Here is an 18442-nt window from a genome sequence, read left to right as displayed (position 1 = left end):
TATGCTCCCGACACTGCGAGTATCATAGGCCCGAAGTCGGCAAGACGACTTCGCGACCGAAATGTGGCGGTGCACTAGCATGCGGTTCCGGGCCGCGCAATCGCTGATTGGCCGTCACAAGCGGCGATTTTGCCGCGCCTTTCAGCTCTTCAAAGGAAGCTTTGCGGGTCGACGTCCACCGCGACCCGGACCGAGCCCTTGGGCCGGGGCGCCCGTTTCAGCCAGGCGCGCAGGTAATCCTGCAGGTTGATCTCGCGCGCCGTCTTGACGATCAGGCGCATGCGATGGCGCCCGCGCAGCACTGCCAAAGGCGCTTCCGCCGGCCCCAGCACCATGATTCCGTCATTGGCCTCGGCGCAGCGCGCCAGCGCCCGCGCATGGCTTTCGGCCTCGGCCTGGTTGTTGGCGGAGACGATCAGCGCCGCCAATCGCCCGAAAGGCGGCAGGCCCGCCGCCTCCCGCGATGCCTCCTCTGCGGCATAAAACCGCTCCGGATCGCCCGAGATCAGCGCCTTGAGCACAGGATGCTCCGGGTCATGCGTCTGAAGCAGGGCGCGGCCGGGTTTCTCGCCCCGCCCTGCGCGCCCGGTGACCTGTCGCAAGGCCTGGAAGGTTCGCTCCGCCGCGCGTGGATCGCCGGATGTGAGGCCGAGATCGGCGTCGATCACACCGACCAGCGTCATTCCCGGGAAATTATGGCCCTTGGCGACGAGCTGGGTGCCGATGACGATGTCGAATTCGCCTTCCGCCACAGCCATCAGCTCCGTCTTCAGCCGCTCGGTCCCGCCCGGAAAATCGCTGGAGAGTACGATCGAACGCGCCTGTGGAAAAAGCGTCGCGACCTCCTCGGCCAGCCGCTCGACGCCCGGCCCGCAGGCGACGAGGCTCTCGGGCTTGTGGCAGGCCGGGCATTCATGCGGCCGGCGCTCGACATGGCCGCAATGATGGCAGACCAGCGCCCGCCGAAAACGATGGTCGACCAGCCAGGCCGAGCAGTTCGGGCACTGGAAGCGGTGGCCGCAATCCCTGCACAGCGTCAGCGGCGCATAGCCGCGCCGGTTCAGGAAGAGCAGGGATTGCTCCTTGGCCTCCAGATTGGCCTCGACCGCCTTGACCAGCGCCCCCGACAGCCAGCGCCCCCGCTCCGGCTTGTCGCGGCGCAGGTCGACGAGGCCGAGAACAGGCAATTCGCGCCCGCCGAAACGCTCGGGCAGCCTGAGATGGGCGTAGCGCCCGCGCTCGGCATTGACGCGGGTCTCCAGCGAGGGCGTCGCGGAAGCGAGCACAACCGGCGCATTCTCGATCCGGCCCCGCACCACCGCCATGTCGCGCGCATGATAGGAGACGCCGTCCTCCTGCTTGTAGGCGCTCTCATGCTCCTCATCGACGACGATGAGGCCGAGATCGCTATAGGGCAGGAAAAGCGCCGAGCGCGCACCGGCCACGACCTTGGCTTCGCCCGATGCGATCGCCGCCTGCAGGCGCTCGCGCTTGCGGCCCGTCACCGCCGAGTGCCACAGGCCGGGCCTGACACCGAAGCGGGCCTCGAAGCGGTCGATGAACTGCGCCGTCAGCGCAATCTCCGGCATCAGGATCAGGCTCTGGCGGCCGAGCCGGATCGCCTCCGCCACCGCCTCGAAATAGACCTCGGTCTTGCCGGAGCCGGTGACCCCTTCGAGCAACGAGACACCGAAGACCTTCGCCTGCACCGACTTGACCAGCGCCTGCGCCACCTCCGCCTGCCCTTCCGAGAGTTCCGGTGCGGCATGGTCGGGATCGGGCAAGGCCGCGATCGCTTCTCGCGGCAGGGGCTCGACGATGAAGGTGCCGGCATCGACGAGGGAATCGATCACCGCCGCGCTGACTGAAGCCGCTTCCGCCAGCGCCGACTTCGCAATCAGCAGACCACCCTCGGCCGCTGCGATGGCCCGCGCCCGCGCAGGGGTCATGCGGCCGGGCGGCGCTCCGGCAAGTCGGACACCAAGCTTCGGCCGTTCCGGCGTATCGTCAGGCTGCCGGCGCAGGGCCAGGGCCAGCACGGACCCCTTCGGCGCCAGCGTGTACCAGGCCACCCAGTCGACGAGCTTGCGCAGCGCCGGGTCGAGCGGCGGCATATCGTATTTGCCGGTGACCTTCTTGAGATTGCCGCCGCGCCCGGAACCGACATCCCAGACGACGCCGACCGTCTCGCGTGGGCCAAGCGGCACCTGCACGACATCGCCGGGCTTCAGTACGAGCCCGGCCGGCACGGCATAGCTATAGGCCTGGTCGAGCCCGAGCGGGATCAGCACGTCGACCGTGCCGCCTTCGATCATGTCCGCCGTCTCATCCATCGCGCCAGTGTCTAACACCGATTCGGCTGCTGTTAAGGCAGGAGCGTCATGCTGCCGCGATGACCGATTTCGACTCCTTCCGGCGTGACTGGCTTTCGCACCTCTCGGCCGAGCGGCGCCTTTCGCCGAAGACGCTGGAGGCCTATGCCCGCGACCTCGGCCAGTTCCATGCTTTCCTCACCGAGCATCTCGACGGCGCGCCCTCGCTTTCCGACATCGCCGCGCTCAAGCCCGTCGACCTGCGCGCCTTCCTCGGCCAGCGCCGGCGCGACGGCGTCGGCAACCGCACCCTGATGCGTCAGCTCGCGGCCTTGCGCTCCTTCGCCCGCTTCGGCGAGCGGAACGGCAAGCTCACCGCCGCCGCCTTCGCGGCGACGCGCGGCCCGCGCCTCGGCAAGTCGCTGCCGCGCCCGCTCGAGCCCTCGGCCGCCCGCGCCGTCACCCAGGCCGATACCCGCGCCGGCGAAGAGCGCGAACAGTGGATCCTCGCCCGCGACGCCGCCGTGCTCGGCCTGCTCTATGGCAGCGGGTTGCGCATCTCGGAGGCGCTCTCGCTCGCCCGCACCCAGGCCCCACAGCAGGCCGGCGATACGCTGACCGTCATCGGCAAGGGCAGCAAGACGCGGATGGTACCGGTGCTGCCCGTCGTGATCGCGGCGATCGCGGAGTACCTGAAGCTCTGTCCCTGGCGGCTGCCGCCGGAAGGGCCGCTCTTCGTCGGTGCCAAGGGCGGCCCGCTTTCGCCGCGCATCATCCAGCTCGCAGTCGAGGGCTTGCGCGGCGCGCTCGGCCTGCCCTCCTCGGCCACGCCACACTCCCTGCGGCACTCCTTCGCGACGCATCTGCTCGGCCGGGGCGGCGATCTCCGCGCCATCCAGGAACTGCTCGGTCACGCCTCGCTCTCGACGACGCAGATCTACACCCGCATCGATTCGGCCCGCCTGATGGCCGCCTATGACGCCGCCCATCCACGGGCCAGCCGCTGACATCTTGCTGCCCAAACGGAAAGCCTTAAACACCGCCCGCCAGTGGTGGCCTGCGAGGTGATTCGTGTCCGGTTCCGTCGAAACGCCCGAGGGCGGCAACAAGCGCATCGCCCTTCTGATCGCGCTGCTCGCGCTGACGCTCGCCTTCTCCGAGATCGGCGGCAAGAATGCCGAGCAGGAGGCCGTCGCCAAGAATATCGAGGCCTCCAATCTCTGGGCCTTCTTCCAGGCCAAGACGATCCGCGGCACCACCGTGCGCACCGCGACCGAGGCGCTGGAGGTCGAGCTTGCCGGCGTCACCGACGAGGCCGCCCGGCAGCGCCTGACGAAGCGCATCGAGAGCTGGAAGCAGACCGTCGCGCGCTACGATTCCGAACCCGAGACCCAGGAGGGCCGCAAGGAGCTCGCCGCCCGTGCCAAGGCGGCCGAGGCGCAGCGCGACATCGCCGCCGCCCGCGACGACAAGTTCGACATCGCGTCAGGCCTGATCCAGATCGCGATCGTCATCTCGTCCGCCGCGATCATCACCGGCGTCGGCCTCCTCGCCGCGACCGGTGGCCTGCTCGGCCTCACCGGCATCGCGCTGATGGCGCTGGCCCAGTTCGCTCCGACCGCGCTGTTCTGAGAACGTTACCGGCTGCGCCGCAGGCGTGGATCGACCGCGTCGCGCAGGCCATCGCCGAGCAGGTTGAAGCCGAGCACGGTCAGCGCAATCGCGGCACCCGGGAAGATCGCAAGCCAGGGCTGCGCCGCCATGAAGGTCTGCGCCTCGTTGAGCATCCGCCCCCAGGACGGGTTCGGCGGTTGCATGCCGAGCCCGAGATAGGACAGGCCGGCCTCGGCCAGCACCGCGAGCGCAAACTGGATCGTCGCCTGCACCACCAGGATGCCGGCGATATTGGGCAGGACATGGCGTAGCGTGATCTGCCGGTTATTGAGCCCAGCCGCCCGCGCCGCCTGGATGAAGTCCTGCGCCCAGACCTGCAGGGCCGCGCCGCGCGCGAGCCGGGCAAAATAGGGCAGGTTCAGCACGGCGATGGCGACGACCGCGTTGAGCATGCCCGGCCCTGCGATCGCGGTCATCATGATCGCGGTCAGCACGGCCGGGAAGGCATGGGTGAAATCGGCCGTGCGCATGATCGCATGGTCGAGAATGCCGTCGCGCCGGACCGAGGCCGCGAGCCCCAGCGCCGTCCCGACGACCATGCCGATGCCGACCGCGCCGAGCCCGACCGCGAGCGAATTGCGCGCACCGACCATGATCATCGAGAAGACATCACGGCCGAACTGGTCGGTGCCGAACCAGTTCACGGCCGACGGGCCCTTCAGCCGGTTCAGGATCATCATCTGCGTCGGCTGATAGGGCGTCCAGACATAGGAAACGAGAGCCGCCGCGACGACGAGCATGGCCAGCACAGCGCCGATCACGAAGGAGGGTGCGAGCCACCAGTGCCGCTTGCCGCCCGGCGCCTTGTCCTGAACCGCGCTCATGATTGCCTCAGGCGCGGGTCGATCAGCCCGTAGAGCAGTTCGACCGCGAAATTGATCACGATCGCCAGACCCGCGAAGAGCATGACGAGGTCCTTGACCACGATGAGATCGTGCTGGGCGATGGCCTGGAAGACGAGCCGCCCCAGCCCCGGCAGGGCGAAGACGTTCTCGATGATGATGGCGCCTGCGATCAGCACGGAGAACTGAAGGCCGAGGATGGTGACGACCGGGATCAGCGCGTTGCGCAGCGCATGCCGGCGCATCGTCGTGCCCTCGCTCAACCCCTTGGCGCGGGCGGTGCGAACGAAATCCTCCTGCAGCGTATCGAGCATCGAGGAGCGCGTCACCCGCGCGATGATCGCGGCCTGCGGCAGGGCCAGCGCCAGCGCCGGCATCAAGAGCGCCTTCAGCGAGACGCCTATCCCCGCTTGCCAGCCCGGAAAGCCGCCGGCCGGCAGCCAGCCGAGCCCGACCGCGAAGACGAGGACCAGCAGCAGGCCGAACCAGAAATTCGGGATGGCGAGCCCGGCCTGCGCGAAGGCCATGACGCCTGCATCGGCCAGCCGGCCATGGCGCGAGGCCGCGAGCATGCCGAGCGGAATGCCGATCGCGGTGGCCAGTGCGATCGCCATCAGCGCAAGCGGTAAGGTCACCGCCATGCGCTCGGTGATGAGCTGCAGCACTGGCACGCGATAGGTATAGCTCTGCCCGAGATCGCCGGTGACGAGCCCGCCGAGCCAGATGAAGAAGCGCAGCGCCGCCGGCTTGTCGAGCCCCATCTCGGCCCGAAGCGCGGTCAGCGCCTCGGGCGCGGCATTGAGGCCGAGCGTCACCGCTGCCGGATCGCCTGGCAGGATTTCGAGCACGACGAAGATCACCAGCGCTGCCGCGAGCAGGGTCAGCACCAGCGCGACGAGCCGGCGCAGGATATAGCCGATCATGACGCCCTGCCGCCTGCCGGCAGACTCACCGCCAGCGCAATTCCGCCAGCGGCGTCACCGGCAGCGGCCAGTCGGTCCACATCCCCTCCAGCGCGGCGTTCGCCACGGTGATCTTGGGCAGGATGAACAGGAAGCCGTTGACCGCGTCCTGAGCCAGCTTGCGCTGCGCCTGCTTGTAGAGCTCGTTGCGCTCGGCCTCCGGCAGGGTCACGGCGATCTTGGCGATCAGCGCCTTGAAGTCCGGGTCCTTGTACTGGAAGTAGTAGTCGTCCCGCGCATAGATATCGATGTCGAGCGGCTCGGTATGGGCGATGATGCTGAGATCGTAATCCTTGTTGCGGAAGACGCGCTCCAGCCATTGCGGGAATTCGAGCGGCTCGATCGCCGCGTTGATCCCGATCTGCGAAAGCAGCGCCGCGACGATCTCGCCGGAACGACGGGCATAGGATGGCGGCGGCAGCTTCAGCGTGCAGCTGAAGCCATTCGGGAAGCCGGCCTCCTTGAGCAGAGCCTTGGCCTTGGCGGGGTCGTAAGGGTATGTGCCGGTCAGGTCGACATAGGCCGGGTGCAGCGGCGAGAAATGGCTGCCGATCAGGTTGACGTCGAAGCCGTAGACGCCGAGCGCGATGGTCTTGCGGTCGAGCGCATGAGCGATCGCCTGTCTCACCTTGAGATTGTCGAAGGGCGGCTTGGCGTTATTGGTGGCGAGCACCGTCTCGCCCTCGGTGCCGCCGATCGTGACCTTGAGCTTGGCATCGGCCTTGAGCTGCGGCACGGCCTCCGGCGCCGAGAGATTGGTATGGGCGTCGACATCGCCGGCCCGGAGCGCCGCGACCTGCGCCTGCGGGTCCGACATGAAGCGGAAAATCGCCTTGGCCAGCGCCGGCTTCTCGCCCCAATAGCCATCGTTGCGGGCGAGTTCGAGCCGGTCGCCGCGGTTCCAGCGCACGAATTTGAACGGGCCGGTGCCGACCGGATTGGTCTTGTTGTTGGCGGCCGTGGCCGGCGCCACGATCACCGCATCGCCCCAGGCCAGGCCGAAGAGGAAATTCGCGGTCGGTTGCTTCAGCTTGATCACCACGGTCGCCGGGTCCGGCGTGGTGATCTCGGCGATGGGCGTGAAGAGCTGGCGCTGGGCGTTGGTGGAATCCGGTGCCACCGCGCGCTCGAACGAGAACTTCACCTGCTCGGCGGTGAAGGGCGTATCGTCGTGGAACTTCGCGCCCTGCCGCAGCTTGAAGCGATAGGTGACGTTGTCGTCGGCGATCTGCCAGCTCTCGGCGAGGCAGGGCTGGAGCTTGCCGGTCCGGTCGATCTTGACTAGCCCTTCAAAGATGTTCTGCAGCGTCACCTCGCGGATCGCCTGCGCGGCACCGGATGTCGGATCCAGTGTCGGCGGCTCCAGCGTCTGGGCGATGGTCACGCTGTCCTTTGCCTGCGCCAGCGCGACGACGGGAAGCTGCGCCGCCAGCGCTGCCAGTCCCGCCCCTGCCAGGAGTTCACGCCGCGTCGTCATATCCATCGCTCCGGTACCGTTGCGGCGCGAGGATGGCGCGGGACATACGGGAAGCGCAAGTCTGGTTCCGAAGCAATCCCCGACAGGTAGGGGCCGTCATCTGGCGCACTAGTATACCAGGCGATTGACCCCCGCTGCCGCCGGTTCTAGAGATCGGGGCGACCGATGGAGATGCCCATGCTGCTGCACGACGATCGCCTCTTTCCCGCCGATCCGGTAACCCGCGGCATCGCGCGCCGGCTCTTCGCCACGGTCCGCGACCTGCCGATCATCTCGCCGCATGGCCATACCGATCCGCGCTGGTATGCCGAGGATAATGCCTTTCCCGATCCGGCGACCCTCTTCGTCAAGCCGGATCATTATATCTTCCGCATGCTCTACTCGCAGGGCGTGCGCCTCGAACAGCTTGGCATCAACAGAAAGGACGGTGGCGAGGTCGAGACCGATCCGCGCAAGATCTGGCAGCTCTTCGCCGATCACTGGCACCTGTTCCGGGGCACGCCGACGCGGCTCTGGTTCGAGCACGCAGCCTCGACCGTCTTCGGCATCAACGAGCGCCTGACGCCGGAGAATGCCGACAAGATCTACGACAGGATCGCCGCGAAGCTGGAAGAGCCGGAGCTGCGCCCGCGCGCCTTGTTCGAGCGCTTCAATATCGAGGCGATCAGCACGACCGAAGGCGCGCTCGACGATCTCCGCTGGCACGACATGGTCCGCGAATCCGGCTGGGGCGGCAAGGTCGTCACCGCCTACCGGCCCGACAGCGTCGTTGATCCGGAATTCGAAGGCTTTTCGGATAATCTCGACAGGCTCGGCGAATTGACCGGTGAGGATATCGGCACCTGGACCGGCTATCTCGCCGCCCATCGCAAGCGGCGCGCCTATTTCAAGGAGCGCGGCGCCACCTCCTCCGACCACGGCCACGCCACCGCCCGCACGGCCAATCTCTCGGACGCGGATGCCGAGAAGCTCTACGCCAAGATCCTGAAGGGCAAGGTCTCGGCCAAGGATGCCGATCTCTTCCGCGGTCAGATGCTGACCGAGATGGCGAAGATGAGCCTCGACGACGGGCTCGTGCTCCAGATCCATCCCGGCTCGCACCGCAACCACAACGCGGCCCTGTTCGAGCATTTCGGCCGCGACATGGGCTCCGACATTCCGACGCAGACCAACTATGTCGAGGCACTGAAGCCGCTGCTCGACGCCGTCGGCAACGAGCCCAATCTCACGGTCATCGCCTTCACGCTAGACGAGACCGCCTATTCGCGCGAACTCGCCCCGCTCGCCGGGCATTATCCGGCGCTGCGGCTCGGACCGGGCTGGTGGTTCCTGGACGCGCCGGAAGCGATGCTGCGCTTCCGCGAACTCACCACCGAGACGGCCGGATTCTACAACACCGTCGGCTTCAACGACGACACCCGCGCCTATCTCTCGATCCCCGCCCGGCACGACGTCGCGCGCCGCGTCGACTGCGCCTATCTCGCCAAGCTCGTCGCCGAGCACCGGCTCGAAGAGGACGAGGCGGCTGAGGTCGCCCATGACCTCGCCTATCGCCTCGCCAAGGAGGCCTACAAGCTGTGACCCGCCTCTCCGCTTCCGCTCTCGCCGGCCTGCCGGCTTCGGTCCGCCGCCCGTCCTATGACCGCTCGGCCCTCAAGCCCGGCATCGTCCATCTCGGCCTCGGCGCCTTCGCCCGCGGCCACCTCGCCGAATATACCGAGGACGCGCTGGAGAAGCGCTTCGGCGCCTGGGGCATCGTCGGCGCCAGCCTCCAGCGCCCCGACCAGCGCGACCGGCTGAAGCCGCAGGACGGGCTTTATACGCTGCTCAAGCTCGCCCCGGCCGGGCCGGAATTGCGCGTCATCGGCTCGGTGCTCGATGTGCTCGTCGCGCCCGAAAGCCCTTCGGCCCTCATCGCAAAGCTGGCTGCGCCCGAGACCCGCATCGTCTCGCTCACCGTCACCGAGAAGGGCTATTGCCACGACCCGGCGACCGGCAAGCTCAAGGCCGATCATCCCAACATCGTCCACGACCTCGCCAACCGCCAAGCGCCGCGCTCGGCCGTCGGCATCCTCGTCGCCGGGCTTAAGGCGCGCCGCGATGCGGGGCTTGGCCCGTTCACCGCGCTATGCTGCGACAATCTTCCCTCCAACGGCCATGTCCTGCGCGGCCTCGTCCGCGACTTCGCAGCGCTCACCGACGACAAGCTCGCTGCCTGGGTCGAGGCCAACGGCGCCTTCCCCGCGACGATGGTCGACCGCATCGTGCCGGCGACGACCGAGGCCGACCTCGCCGAAGTCGCCAGGCTGATTGGCGCCGAGGACGCCGCCCCCGTCATCGGCGAGCCCTTCCGGCAATGGGCGATCGAGGATGTCTTCGCCGCTGGCCGCCCGGACTGGCATGAGGTGGGCGCGCAGATGGTCTCCGAGGTCGCGCCCTTCGAGTTCATGAAGCTCAGGATGCTCAACGGCGCGCATTCCTCGCTCGCCTATCTCGGCTATCTCGCCGGCCATGAGACGGTGGCCGAAGCCAGCAGCGACCCCGTTCTCGCTCGCTTCCTCGAAAGCCTCTGGGCCGAGATCATCCCGACCGTGCCGGCGCCGCAGGGCGTCGTGCTCGCGGACTACGCCAAGGCCCTGCTTGTCCGCTTCCAGAACCCGGCGATCCGCCACCGGACCTGGCAGATCGCCATGGACGGCTCGCAGAAGCTGCCACAGCGCCTGCTCGGCACGATCCGCGAGCGGCTGAAGGCCGGCGCCGGAATTGAACATCTCGCGCTCGGCGTCGCCGCCTGGATGCGCTACGTCACCGGCACCGACGAAAAGGGCGGCGCCATCGACGTGCGCGATCCGCTTGTTGCGGAGCTCAAGCGCCACACGGAAACTGCCGGGCGTGATCCGAAAGCGCTGGTCGAGGCGCTCACCGGCATCGAGGCGATCTTCGGAACCGACCTGCCGGGCAACGAGCGCTTCACTAAGCCGGTCACCGCGCACCTCGCCTCGCTCCTCGACAAAGGCGCGAAGGCGACGGCAGCGAGCTTGGGCTAAGCCCTCAGCGTCATTCTCGGGCGAAGCCCAGCTTCGACCCGAGAATCTCGTGACAAGAAGGTTCCGGGAGCCTCATCCGGGACGAGATGCTCGGGTCAAGGCCGAGCATGACGGCCTCCCGCCCCCTTGATCCGCGCCGGCATCCAGCGCCAGATGCGCCCGATGCCTCGCGCGCTCACCCTTGCGATCTCGCTCCTCACCGTCGCCACGGCCCTGGCGCAGGAGCCGCCGCGCATCGCCATCCCCAATCTCTGGGATCCGCGCATCCGGCTCGACCGGCCCGAGCCCGGCCCGCCGCGCGTCGTGCGCTTCCTCGCCGATGACGACTATCCGCCCTTCCATTTCGCCGGGCCGGACGGGGCGCTGACCGGCTTCTCGGTCGAGCTCGCCCGTGCCGTCTGCGAGAAACTGGGCTGGACCTGCACGATCCAGCCGCGCCGCTTCGATACCCTCACGGACTCGCTCGCCGAGGGCCGGGGTGACGTACTCGCCGCCGCGATGAACCTGACGCCGGCCTTGCGCGAGCGCTTCGCTGCGAGCCACCTCTATTTCCGCGCGCCCGCCCGCTTCGTCACCACGCGCGGCAGCGCCCGGGCAGCACTCGACGGTGCGGCCCTGCAGGGGCGGCGCGTCGCGATTGTCTCCGGCACGGCCCATCAAGCCTTTCTCGAGCGGCTCATGCCCTTCGTGCAGCGCCGCGAAAGCACCGACCTCAACGCTGCGGTGGCAGCGCTGCGCAGCGGCGAGGCGGAATATGTCTTCGGCGACGGCGTGGCCTTGTCGCTGGCGCTCGCCGGCAGCGGCGGCGAGTTCGCCTTCTCGGGCGGGCCCTATCTGGAAAGCCGCTATTTCGGCGAGGGCGTCGCCTTCCTGCTGCGCAAGGACGATCCCGTCCTGAAGCGCGCCATCGACTACGCGCTGCAGGGCCTCTGGGACGACGGGACTTACGCCCGTCTCTATCTGCGCTTCTTTCCGGTCAGTCCGTATTGATCGAACCATACCCTTGTCATTCCGGGGCGCGCCGCAGGCGCGAACCCGGAACCCACGACTGGGTGAAATCTTTGTCCGGTTCCAGGCCGCTCACCCGGTCGTGGTTTCCGGGTTCTTCGCTATGCGAAGCCCCGGAATGACAAGGTGGCTCGCTCTCAGGGCGCGTTGCTGGCCAGCGCCTGCTTCGCCACCGCAGCATACCAGCCGGACGCCGCAGGCAGGATCGCGTCGTTGAAGTTGTAGCGATCATTGTGCAAGGCGCCGCCGTTCACCACGGGGCCATTGCCCATCCAGATGTAGCAACCCGGGCGCTTCTCCAGGAAATAGGCGAAATCCTCGCCGGTCGTGCTGGCCTTCATGTCGCGCCGGACGGGGAGCCCCGCGGCCTCGCCGGCAGCGGCGGCCATATCCTCTTCCGCAAGCGTGTTGATCGTGGCGACGCCATAGTTGAATTCGACCGCCGCCGTCATCTCGAAGGTCGCTGCGATGTTCTCGGCAATACCCTTGAGGCGCGCCAGCAAACGATCGCGCACCGCCGGCACGAAGGTGCGGAAGGTGCCCTCGATGAAGACATTGGTCGGAATCTGGTTGGAGGCGAGCCCGCCATGAACCTGGCCAATCGAGACGACAGCCGATTCCATCGGGTCGACATTGCGCGAGACGATCGTCTGCAACGCCACGATGAGATGCCCCATCGCCACGATCGGATCATGAGTCTGTTCGGGCAGGGCCGCGTGGCCGGCCTTGCCGGTCAGCGTGATCTTGAAGCGCCCGGCCTCGGACATCACCGGCCCGCGATGCACGGCGACAGTGCCAGCTTCAAGCCCCGGCCAGTTATGCAGTCCGAAGACGCGCTCCATCGGGAAGCGCTCCAGCACGCCGTCATCCAGCATCGCGAGCGCGCCACCAGTGCCCTCTTCCGCCGGCTGGAAGACGAACTGCACCGTCCCGCTCCAGCCTTCATCCGCCTTGAGCAGCGCCGCTGCGCCGAGCAATGAGGTGGTGTGGCCGTCATGGCCGCAGGCATGCATCACATTCGGCGTGTTGGACTTGTAGGGGAGATCGTTGACCTCCTGAATCGGCAGCGCATCCATGTCGGCGCGCAGGCCCACCGTGCGCTCGGACGATCCGCGCGTCAACGTCGCAACCACGCCGTAACCGCCGACATTGGCGACGAAGGGCACGCCGAGTTCGGTCAGCTTTTCCTGCACGAAGGCGCTGGTCATCTTCTCGTGGCGCCCGAGCTCGGGATGGGCGTGGAGATGTCGTCGCCAGGCGGTCAGCTTGTCGAGCAGGTCGCGGTCCAAGGCGGCATCCTTTCAAGGCATCGTCTAACTGGAAAAAGACGAGGCAGACCCTATACGGTCATGCCAAGCCGGCAAGGCGCTTTGCGCGGGGGCCGCACCCTCGTTTGCCGCATCTCAGCCGTCTTCTCGCATTGACGGCGGCCTTCGCAATCTGCGAAAGCCCTTCTTCGCATAAGCGATATCTCTTTTCACTCAGGAGAGGACACCGCCCCTCATGCCCGCCTTCGACGCAGCCCTCGTTGACGCCGCCCAGCGTTCGGCCGCCTGGCCGTTCGAGGAGGCGCGCAAGCTCGTGGCCCGCATCGAGAAATCCGGGAAGAAATCGGTGATCTTCGAAACCGGCTACGGCCCCTCGGGCCTGCCGCATATCGGCACCTTCGGCGAGGTCGCGCGCACCTCGATGGTCCGCCACGCCTTCCAGGTGCTGACCGGCAACACGATTCCCACGCGCCTCATCGCCTTCTCCGACGACATGGACGGCCTGCGCAAGGTGCCGGACAACGTGCCGAACAAGGAGCTGCTCGCCGCCAATCTCGGCAAGCCATTGACCGAGGTGCCGGACCCGTTCGGCACGCATGACTCGTTCGGCCGCCACAACAATGCGCGGCTCTGCGCCTTCCTCGACAGCTTCGGCTTCGACTACGAGTTCAAATCCTCGACCGATGCCTACCGTGCCGGCGAGTTCGACGCGACGCTGCTCAAGATGCTCGCCCGCTACGACGCGGTGATGAAGATCATGCTGCCGACCTTGCGCGAGGAGCGGGCCGCGACCTATTCGCCCTTCCTGCCGATCCATCCGAAGACGCGCATCGTCATGCAGGTGCCGATCGACGAGGTCGATGTCGAGGCCGGCACCATCGCCTGGACCGATCCGCAGACGAAGGAGCACTTCGTCTCGCCGGTCACCGGCGGCCATGTGAAGCTGCAATGGAAGCCCGATTGGGCAATGCGCTGGGTCGCGCTCGGCGTCGATTACGAGATGGCGGGCAAGGATCTGATCGACTCGGTCAAGGTCTCCTCGCAGATCGCCCGCGCGCTCGACGGCACCCCGCCGGAAGGCTTCAACTACGAGCTCTTCCTCGACGAGCAGGGCCAGAAGATCTCGAAGTCGAAGGGCAACGGCCTGACAATCGAGGACTGGCTGACCTATGGCCCGCCGGAGAGCCTGGCGCTTTACATGTTCCAGCGCCCGCGCGAAGCCAAGAAGCTCCATTTCGACGTGATCCCGCGCGCGGTCGACGAATACCTACAGTTCCTCGGCGGATACGAGAAGCAGGACTGGAAGAACCGCCTCGGCAACCCGGTCTGGCACATCCACGCCGGCAACCCGCCGGCGCCGGAGGTCATCGCCTCGGGCGAAGGCGATAACACGGTCCGCACGCAGGTCACCTTCGGCCTGCTGATGAACCTCGTCGCCGTCGCCAATTCCGAGGACAAGGCCGTGCTCTGGGGCTTCCTCCAGCGCTATGCGCCGGGGATGTCGCCTGAGACGCATCCGCGCCTCGACGCGCTGGTCGGCTACGCGATCGCCTATTTCCGCGACTTCGTGAAGCCGGCGAAGAGCTACCGCCCGGCCGACGAGGTCGAGCGCGACGCCTTCGCCAAGCTCGACGCCGCCTTGGCCGCGCTGCCAGCCGATCCGACGCCCGAAATGGTACAGGACACGGCGCTCGACGTCGCCCGCGCCATCCCGCGCTACCAGAACCTCACCGCCAAGAACGCGACGCCGGAACGGCCGGGCGTGTCCGGCGACTGGTGGAAAGCGATCTACCAGGTGATGTTCGGCGAGGATCAGGGCCCGCGCTTCGGCTCCTTTGCGGCGATCTACGGCCTGCCCAACACCCGCGCCCTGATCGCCAAGGCGCTGGCCGGCGATCTGGTGAAGGAGCACGCCGCCTTCCTGGCAGCGCGAAAGGGCTAGCGAGCGATGACTGGGATCGACGCCGTCGAACGCGCGATCCGCGCCCGCCGCGCGGTTCGCGCCTTCCTGCCCGACCCGGTCGAGCCCGCTCTTGTGCGCCGCCTGATCGATCTGGCGGCGCAGGCACCCTCCGGCACCAACATGCAGCCCTGGAAGCTCCGGGTGATCGGCCCGCAATCCCGGGGGCGTCTCGAAGCTGCACTGCTCGCCGCGCTCGATGCCGGCGGGCGCCCCGGCGTCGAGGAATACCGCTACTATCCCGCGCAGTTCCGCGAGCCCTATCTCGCCCGCCGCCGCAAGGTCGGCTGGGACCTCTATGGCCTGCTCGGCGTCGTGAAGGGCGATACCGAGGGCATGAAGCGGCAGACCGCGGCGAACCTGCGCTTCTTTGATGCGCCGGTCGCACTGATGCTGACGATCGACCGCGATCTCGAGATCGGCTCCTGGCTCGATCTCGGCATGTTCATCCAGACCCTGCTGGTCGCCGCGCAGGGCCATGGCCTCGATTCCTGCCCGCAGGCGATCTTCGCGCAGTTCCACCCGATCGTCCGGCGCGAACTCGCCATTCCCGAGAACGAGGTCGTGGTCTGCGGCATCGCCATCGGCAAGGCCGATCCCGGTGCGCCGGCCAACCGCCTCGTGCCCGAGCGCGAGCCGGTCGAGAGCTTCACCACCTGGCTGGATTGAGCGGCATCAGGCGCCGGACTGCGCCGCCGCATCCTTCCGGAACAGCCTGACGAGCGGCCCAACCAGCCAGTGCATGGCGGCGATGGTGAGGCCGCCGACGATCACACCGAATACGGCCGCGAGTGCAGCCCCGGCGAGCCACTCCCCGGCCCCAGCCAGTGCTGCCGGCAAGGTTCGCCCCGCAGCGACCGCGAGATCATGGATGCCATGGCCGAGGCCGCTGAGGCCATATTCCTCCAGCCCGTGGATGATGATGCCGCCGCCGACCCAGAGCATCGCAGCGGTGCCGACCACGCCGAGCAGGTTCAGGAAATGCGGCATGGCGACGACGAGCCCGCGCCCCAGCGGCCGCGTCAGCCAGGACAGCGCGCGATCGAGCCCGCCCGCCTCGCCCGGCCCCGGCCGGCGCAGGCCCAGCAGGCTCGTCGCCGGCCGCTGGTTGGCAGCGAGCGCCATGCCGACATCGTCGGCCTTCACGATCAGCGCGACGACGCCATAGACTGCAACCGTGATGCCGATGCCGACGATGGCGAGCACCGCGGCCTTCATCCAGAAGGATTGATCCGAGACACCGGCGAGCGTGATCGCCATGATCTCCGCGGAGAGGATGAAATCGGTCTTCACAGCGCCGGCGATCTTCTGCTGCTCCAGCGCTGCTGGATCGCCTATCGCCTCACCGGCCTTGCCCTCGCCATGGGCGCCACGCGGCATGACCAGTTCCAACAGCTTCTCGGCGCCCTCGAAGCAGAGGAAGACGCCACCCGCCATCAGGAGCGGCGTGATCGCCCAGGGCGCGATCAGCGCAAGGATGAGCGCGCCCGGCAGCAGGATGAGAAGCTTGTTGCGCAGCGAGCCCAGCGCGATCCGCCAGATGATCGGCAATTCTCGCGCCGCCGCGAAACCGACGGCATAGCGCGGCGTCACCGCTGCATCGTCGATGACGACGCCCGCGGCCTTTGCACCGGCCTTGCCGGCCTGCGCCACGACATCGTCGACCGAGGACGCCGCGATCTTGGCGATGCCGGCAACGTCGTCCAGCAGCGCAAACAGCCCCGAAGCCAAGCGGCTCTCCTCGGAAGGTTATCGGATCAGGCGAGGATAGAGCGGTTTTCGCTCATCGCAATGACGGCGCGCCGCGTCACCCCTTCAGGCTGGCAAACCCCTTGCCCTCGGCCGCAAGCCGCCGGAGCAGCGGCGCCGGCTCCAGCGCCTTGTCGCCGATCTCTGCGGCTTGCGCCTCCAGCCGCTTGACGATGAGGTCGAGCCCGACGCTGTCGGCCCAGAACATCGGCCCGCCGCGCCAGGCCGGCCAGTTATAGCCGTTGATCCAGACGATATCGATGTCGCCCGGCCGCGCCGCGATGCCCTCTTCCAGGATGCGCGCGCCCTCGTTCACCATCGGATCGAGCAGGCGCGCCAGGATCTCCTCTTGCGTGAAAGAACGCCGCGTCACGCCCTGCTCGGCCGAGATGCGGGCGATCAGCGCCTCGACCTCGGGGCAACGCTGCCCGGCACGCGCGCCCTGCGGATAGATGTAATAGCCGCGCCCGGTCTTCTGGCCGAACCAGCCGGCCTCGCAGATCGCATCGGCCACGGCGGCCTTCAGCCCGCGCGCCTTGCGCGAGCGCCAGCCGATATCGTTGCCGGCGAGATCGGCCATCGCGAAGGGCCCCATCTTGAAGCCGAAGCCGACCAGCGCCGCATCGACCTCATGCGGCAAAGCGCCGGCGATCAGCAGCCGCTCGGCCGCGCGGGTGCGCCGCTCCAGCATGCGGTTGCCGACGAAGCCGAAGCCGTTGCCGACCACGACCGGCACCTTGGCGAGCTTGCGCCCGAGCGCGACCGCCGTCGCGATCGCATCATCGGCCGCGCCCTTCGGCCGGACGATCTCCAGCAGCTTCATGACATTGGCCGGGCTGAAGAAATGCATGCCGATCACGTCCTGCGGACGCTTCGTCGCCGCCGCGATGGTGGGCACGTCGAGATAGGAGGTGTTGCTGGCGAGGATGGCACCGGGCTTGGCGACCTTGTCGAGCTCGCCGAAGATCTGCTGCTTGACGCCCATTTCCTCGAAGGCCGCCTCGACCACGATATCCGCCCCCGCCGCAGCCGCGAGCCCCACCGCCGGCTTGATCAAAGCCATGCGCCCGGCCTTGGCTTCCGGCGTCAGCGACCCCCGCGAAACCGAGATGTCATAGATCGCGCCGATGCGGTTGACGCCATTGTCGAGCGCGGCCTTGGCCGTCTCGATCAGGGTCACGGGGATGCCGGCATTGGCGAAGCACATCGCGATGCCACCGCCCATCGTGCCGGCACCGATCACCGCGGCGCTGGCGATCTCGCGCGGCTTCACCTCCGGCCCGATGCCCGGCACCTTCGCGACCTCGCGCTCGGCGAAGAAGACATGGCGCAGCGCCTTGGAGCGTTCGTCGGCGACAAGCGGCAGGAAGAGCTTGCGCTCGACGGCTGCGCCCTCCGTAAAAGACAGCGCGAAGCTCGCGCGCACGGCCTCGACCAGTGCCGGCACGTTCGGCATGCCATCCGCCTTCTTCAAGGCCTCCCTGGCCAGGGCCTCGAAGGCCTCGCGATCTGCTTCCGTCAATTCGCCGGTTGCCGCGCTCGTCACCGGACGGCGTCCCTCTGCCGCCAGCGCCTCGGCCAGCCGGATCGCCGCCGTGACGACATCGCTGGAGACAACTTCATCGAGCAGACCGTATTCGAGTGCCTTGCCGGCCGAGACCGGCTCGCCGGAGAGCATCATCGGGAAGGCCTTGGCCGCCCCGATCAGGCGCGGCAGGCGCTGCGTGCCGCCGGCACCAGGGATGATCCCGAGCTTGATCTCGGGCAGGCCAAGCTTCGCGCCTGGCAACGCGACGCGACCGTGGCACGCTAGCGCGACTTCAAGCCCACCGCCCAGCGCGACGCCCTGGATCGCCGCGACGACCGGCTTCGCCGAGCCCTCGATCGCGTCGAGCACCTCCGGCAGGCTGGGCGGAGCCGGCGGCTTGCCGAACTCGCTGATATCGGCGCCGGCAATGAAAGCCTTGCCGGCGGAGGCAATCACGATCGCGGCGACAGCGGCATCGGCATTGGCCGCCTTGACGGCGTTCGCCAACCCTTCGCGCACGGCCGCACCCAGCGCATTGACCGGCGGATTGTCGATGGTGACGACCGCGACCCGGCCGCGAACCTCAAGCTGAACCTTCGTCATCGACGTCTCCGC

14 protein-coding genes are annotated in these 18442 nt (G+C 67.8%); 7 read left to right on the top strand and 7 right to left on the bottom strand.

All coding sequences use genetic code 11. The features are described 5' to 3' along the window. Window positions 1-149 precede the first annotated feature (149 nt). Window positions 150-2333 (bottom strand): primosomal protein N', encoded by a 2184-nt coding sequence (locus AC1RLU_RS25800; protein WP_492798920.1) that lies wholly within the window; start codon window positions 2331-2333, stop codon window positions 150-152. Between the two features lie 59 nt (window positions 2334-2392). Between AC1RLU_RS25800 and AC1RLU_RS25795 the strand changes: the two genes are divergently transcribed. Next, complete coding sequence (locus AC1RLU_RS25795; protein ID WP_492798919.1) at window positions 2393-3319, top strand: tyrosine recombinase XerC; 927 nt, start codon at window positions 2393-2395, stop codon at window positions 3317-3319. Window positions 3320-3383: 64 nt separating this feature from the next. Beyond that, window positions 3384-3944 carry a DUF4337 domain-containing protein gene (locus AC1RLU_RS25790; protein WP_492798918.1) on the top strand — a complete coding sequence of 187 codons (561 nt, stop codon included), beginning with the start codon at window positions 3384-3386 and terminating at the stop codon, window positions 3942-3944. Between the two features lie 5 nt (window positions 3945-3949). On the opposite strand, the gene AC1RLU_RS25785 is transcribed toward AC1RLU_RS25790, so the two are convergent. From AC1RLU_RS25785 to AC1RLU_RS25775, 3 genes are read right to left on the bottom strand one after another with little or no spacing between them, the layout of a single operon-like run. Continuing rightward, a complete protein-coding gene (locus tag AC1RLU_RS25785) occupies window positions 3950-4810 on the bottom strand; it encodes an ABC transporter permease (protein WP_492798917.1) in 861 nt (286 codons plus the stop codon). Continuing rightward, entirely contained in the window at window positions 4807-5751 is a 945-nt protein-coding gene (locus AC1RLU_RS25780) for an ABC transporter permease (protein WP_492798916.1), read from the bottom strand. Before AC1RLU_RS25780 ends, AC1RLU_RS25785 begins: the two co-directional genes overlap by 4 nt. Before the next feature lie 25 nt (window positions 5752-5776). Continuing rightward, window positions 5777-7267 (bottom strand): ABC transporter substrate-binding protein, encoded by a 1491-nt coding sequence (locus AC1RLU_RS25775; protein ID WP_492798915.1) that lies wholly within the window; start codon window positions 7265-7267, stop codon window positions 5777-5779. Between the two features lie 177 nt (window positions 7268-7444). Here AC1RLU_RS25775 and uxaC point away from each other — a divergent pair, with 177 nt between their 5' ends. The 3 genes from uxaC (at window position 7445) to AC1RLU_RS25760 (ending at window position 11304) form a co-directional block, all read left to right on the top strand. Beyond that, window positions 7445-8848, top strand: coding sequence for a glucuronate isomerase (gene uxaC, locus AC1RLU_RS25770; RefSeq protein ID WP_492798914.1), 1404 nt, complete (start codon window positions 7445-7447; stop codon window positions 8846-8848). Then, window positions 8845-10314: a mannitol dehydrogenase family protein gene (locus AC1RLU_RS25765; protein WP_492798913.1), complete on the top strand. Its 1470-nt coding sequence runs from the start codon at window positions 8845-8847 to the stop codon at window positions 10312-10314. The genes uxaC and AC1RLU_RS25765 overlap by 4 nt, the downstream gene beginning before the upstream one ends. 162 nt (window positions 10315-10476) lie before the next feature. Further along, on the top strand, window positions 10477-11304 hold the full coding sequence (locus AC1RLU_RS25760) for a transporter substrate-binding domain-containing protein (protein ID WP_492798912.1): 828 nt from the start codon (window positions 10477-10479) through the stop codon (window positions 11302-11304). A gap of 155 nt (window positions 11305-11459) precedes the next feature. Here AC1RLU_RS25760 and AC1RLU_RS25755 read toward each other — a convergent pair whose 3' ends face one another. Then, window positions 11460-12611, bottom strand: coding sequence for an amidohydrolase (locus AC1RLU_RS25755; RefSeq protein WP_492798911.1), 1152 nt, complete (start codon window positions 12609-12611; stop codon window positions 11460-11462). Window positions 12612-12825: 214 nt separating this feature from the next. Between AC1RLU_RS25755 and AC1RLU_RS25750 the strand changes: the two genes are divergently transcribed. Then, a complete protein-coding gene (locus AC1RLU_RS25750; RefSeq protein WP_492798910.1) occupies window positions 12826-14532 on the top strand; it encodes a lysine--tRNA ligase in 1707 nt (568 codons plus the stop codon). Between the two features lie 6 nt (window positions 14533-14538). Further along, window positions 14539-15219 (top strand): nitroreductase, encoded by a 681-nt coding sequence (locus AC1RLU_RS25745; protein ID WP_492798909.1) that lies wholly within the window; start codon window positions 14539-14541, stop codon window positions 15217-15219. A 6-nt stretch (window positions 15220-15225) separates the two neighbouring features. Here AC1RLU_RS25745 and AC1RLU_RS25740 read toward each other — a convergent pair whose 3' ends face one another. Further along, the gene (locus AC1RLU_RS25740) at window positions 15226-16281 is read right to left on the bottom strand and encodes a DUF808 domain-containing protein (RefSeq protein ID WP_492798908.1); all 1056 of its coding nucleotides are present in this window, start codon (window positions 16279-16281) and stop codon (window positions 15226-15228) included. A gap of 76 nt (window positions 16282-16357) precedes the next feature. After that, window positions 16358-18430: a 3-hydroxyacyl-CoA dehydrogenase NAD-binding domain-containing protein gene (locus tag AC1RLU_RS25735; protein WP_492798907.1), complete on the bottom strand. Its 2073-nt coding sequence runs from the start codon at window positions 18428-18430 to the stop codon at window positions 16358-16360. Between the last annotated feature and the right edge of the window lie 12 nt (window positions 18431-18442).

The organism is Allobosea sp. GW822-FHT05A11, from assembly GCF_058800455.1.
The sequence above is the reverse complement of the archived record's forward strand: the minus strand, read 5'-3'. Positions and strand labels throughout refer to the sequence as shown.

Bases quoted from the DNA above. Each gene is read 5' to 3' on its own strand.
- AC1RLU_RS25750 (WP_492798910.1), top strand. From the start codon at position 12,826: ATGCCCGCCTTCGACGCAGCCCTCGTTGACGCCGCCCAGCGTTCGGCC.
- AC1RLU_RS25795 (WP_492798919.1), top strand. From the start codon at position 2,393: ATGACCGATTTCGACTCCTTCCGGCGTGACTGGCTTTCGCACCTCTCG.
- AC1RLU_RS25745 (WP_492798909.1), top strand. From the start codon at position 14,539: ATGACTGGGATCGACGCCGTCGAACGCGCGATCCGCGCCCGCCGCGCG.
- AC1RLU_RS25780 (WP_492798916.1), bottom strand. From the start codon at position 5,751: ATGATCGGCTATATCCTGCGCCGGCTCGTCGCGCTGGTGCTGACCCTG.
- AC1RLU_RS25800 (WP_492798920.1), bottom strand. From the start codon at position 2,333: ATGGATGAGACGGCGGACATGATCGAAGGCGGCACGGTCGACGTGCTG.
- AC1RLU_RS25785 (WP_492798917.1), bottom strand. From the start codon at position 4,810: ATGAGCGCGGTTCAGGACAAGGCGCCGGGCGGCAAGCGGCACTGGTGG.
- AC1RLU_RS25775 (WP_492798915.1), bottom strand. From the start codon at position 7,267: ATGACGACGCGGCGTGAACTCCTGGCAGGGGCGGGACTGGCAGCGCTG.
- uxaC (WP_492798914.1), top strand. From the start codon at position 7,445: ATGCTGCTGCACGACGATCGCCTCTTTCCCGCCGATCCGGTAACCCGC.
- AC1RLU_RS25760 (WP_492798912.1), top strand. From the start codon at position 10,477: ATGCCTCGCGCGCTCACCCTTGCGATCTCGCTCCTCACCGTCGCCACG.
- AC1RLU_RS25735 (WP_492798907.1), bottom strand. From the start codon at position 18,430: ATGACGAAGGTTCAGCTTGAGGTTCGCGGCCGGGTCGCGGTCGTCACC.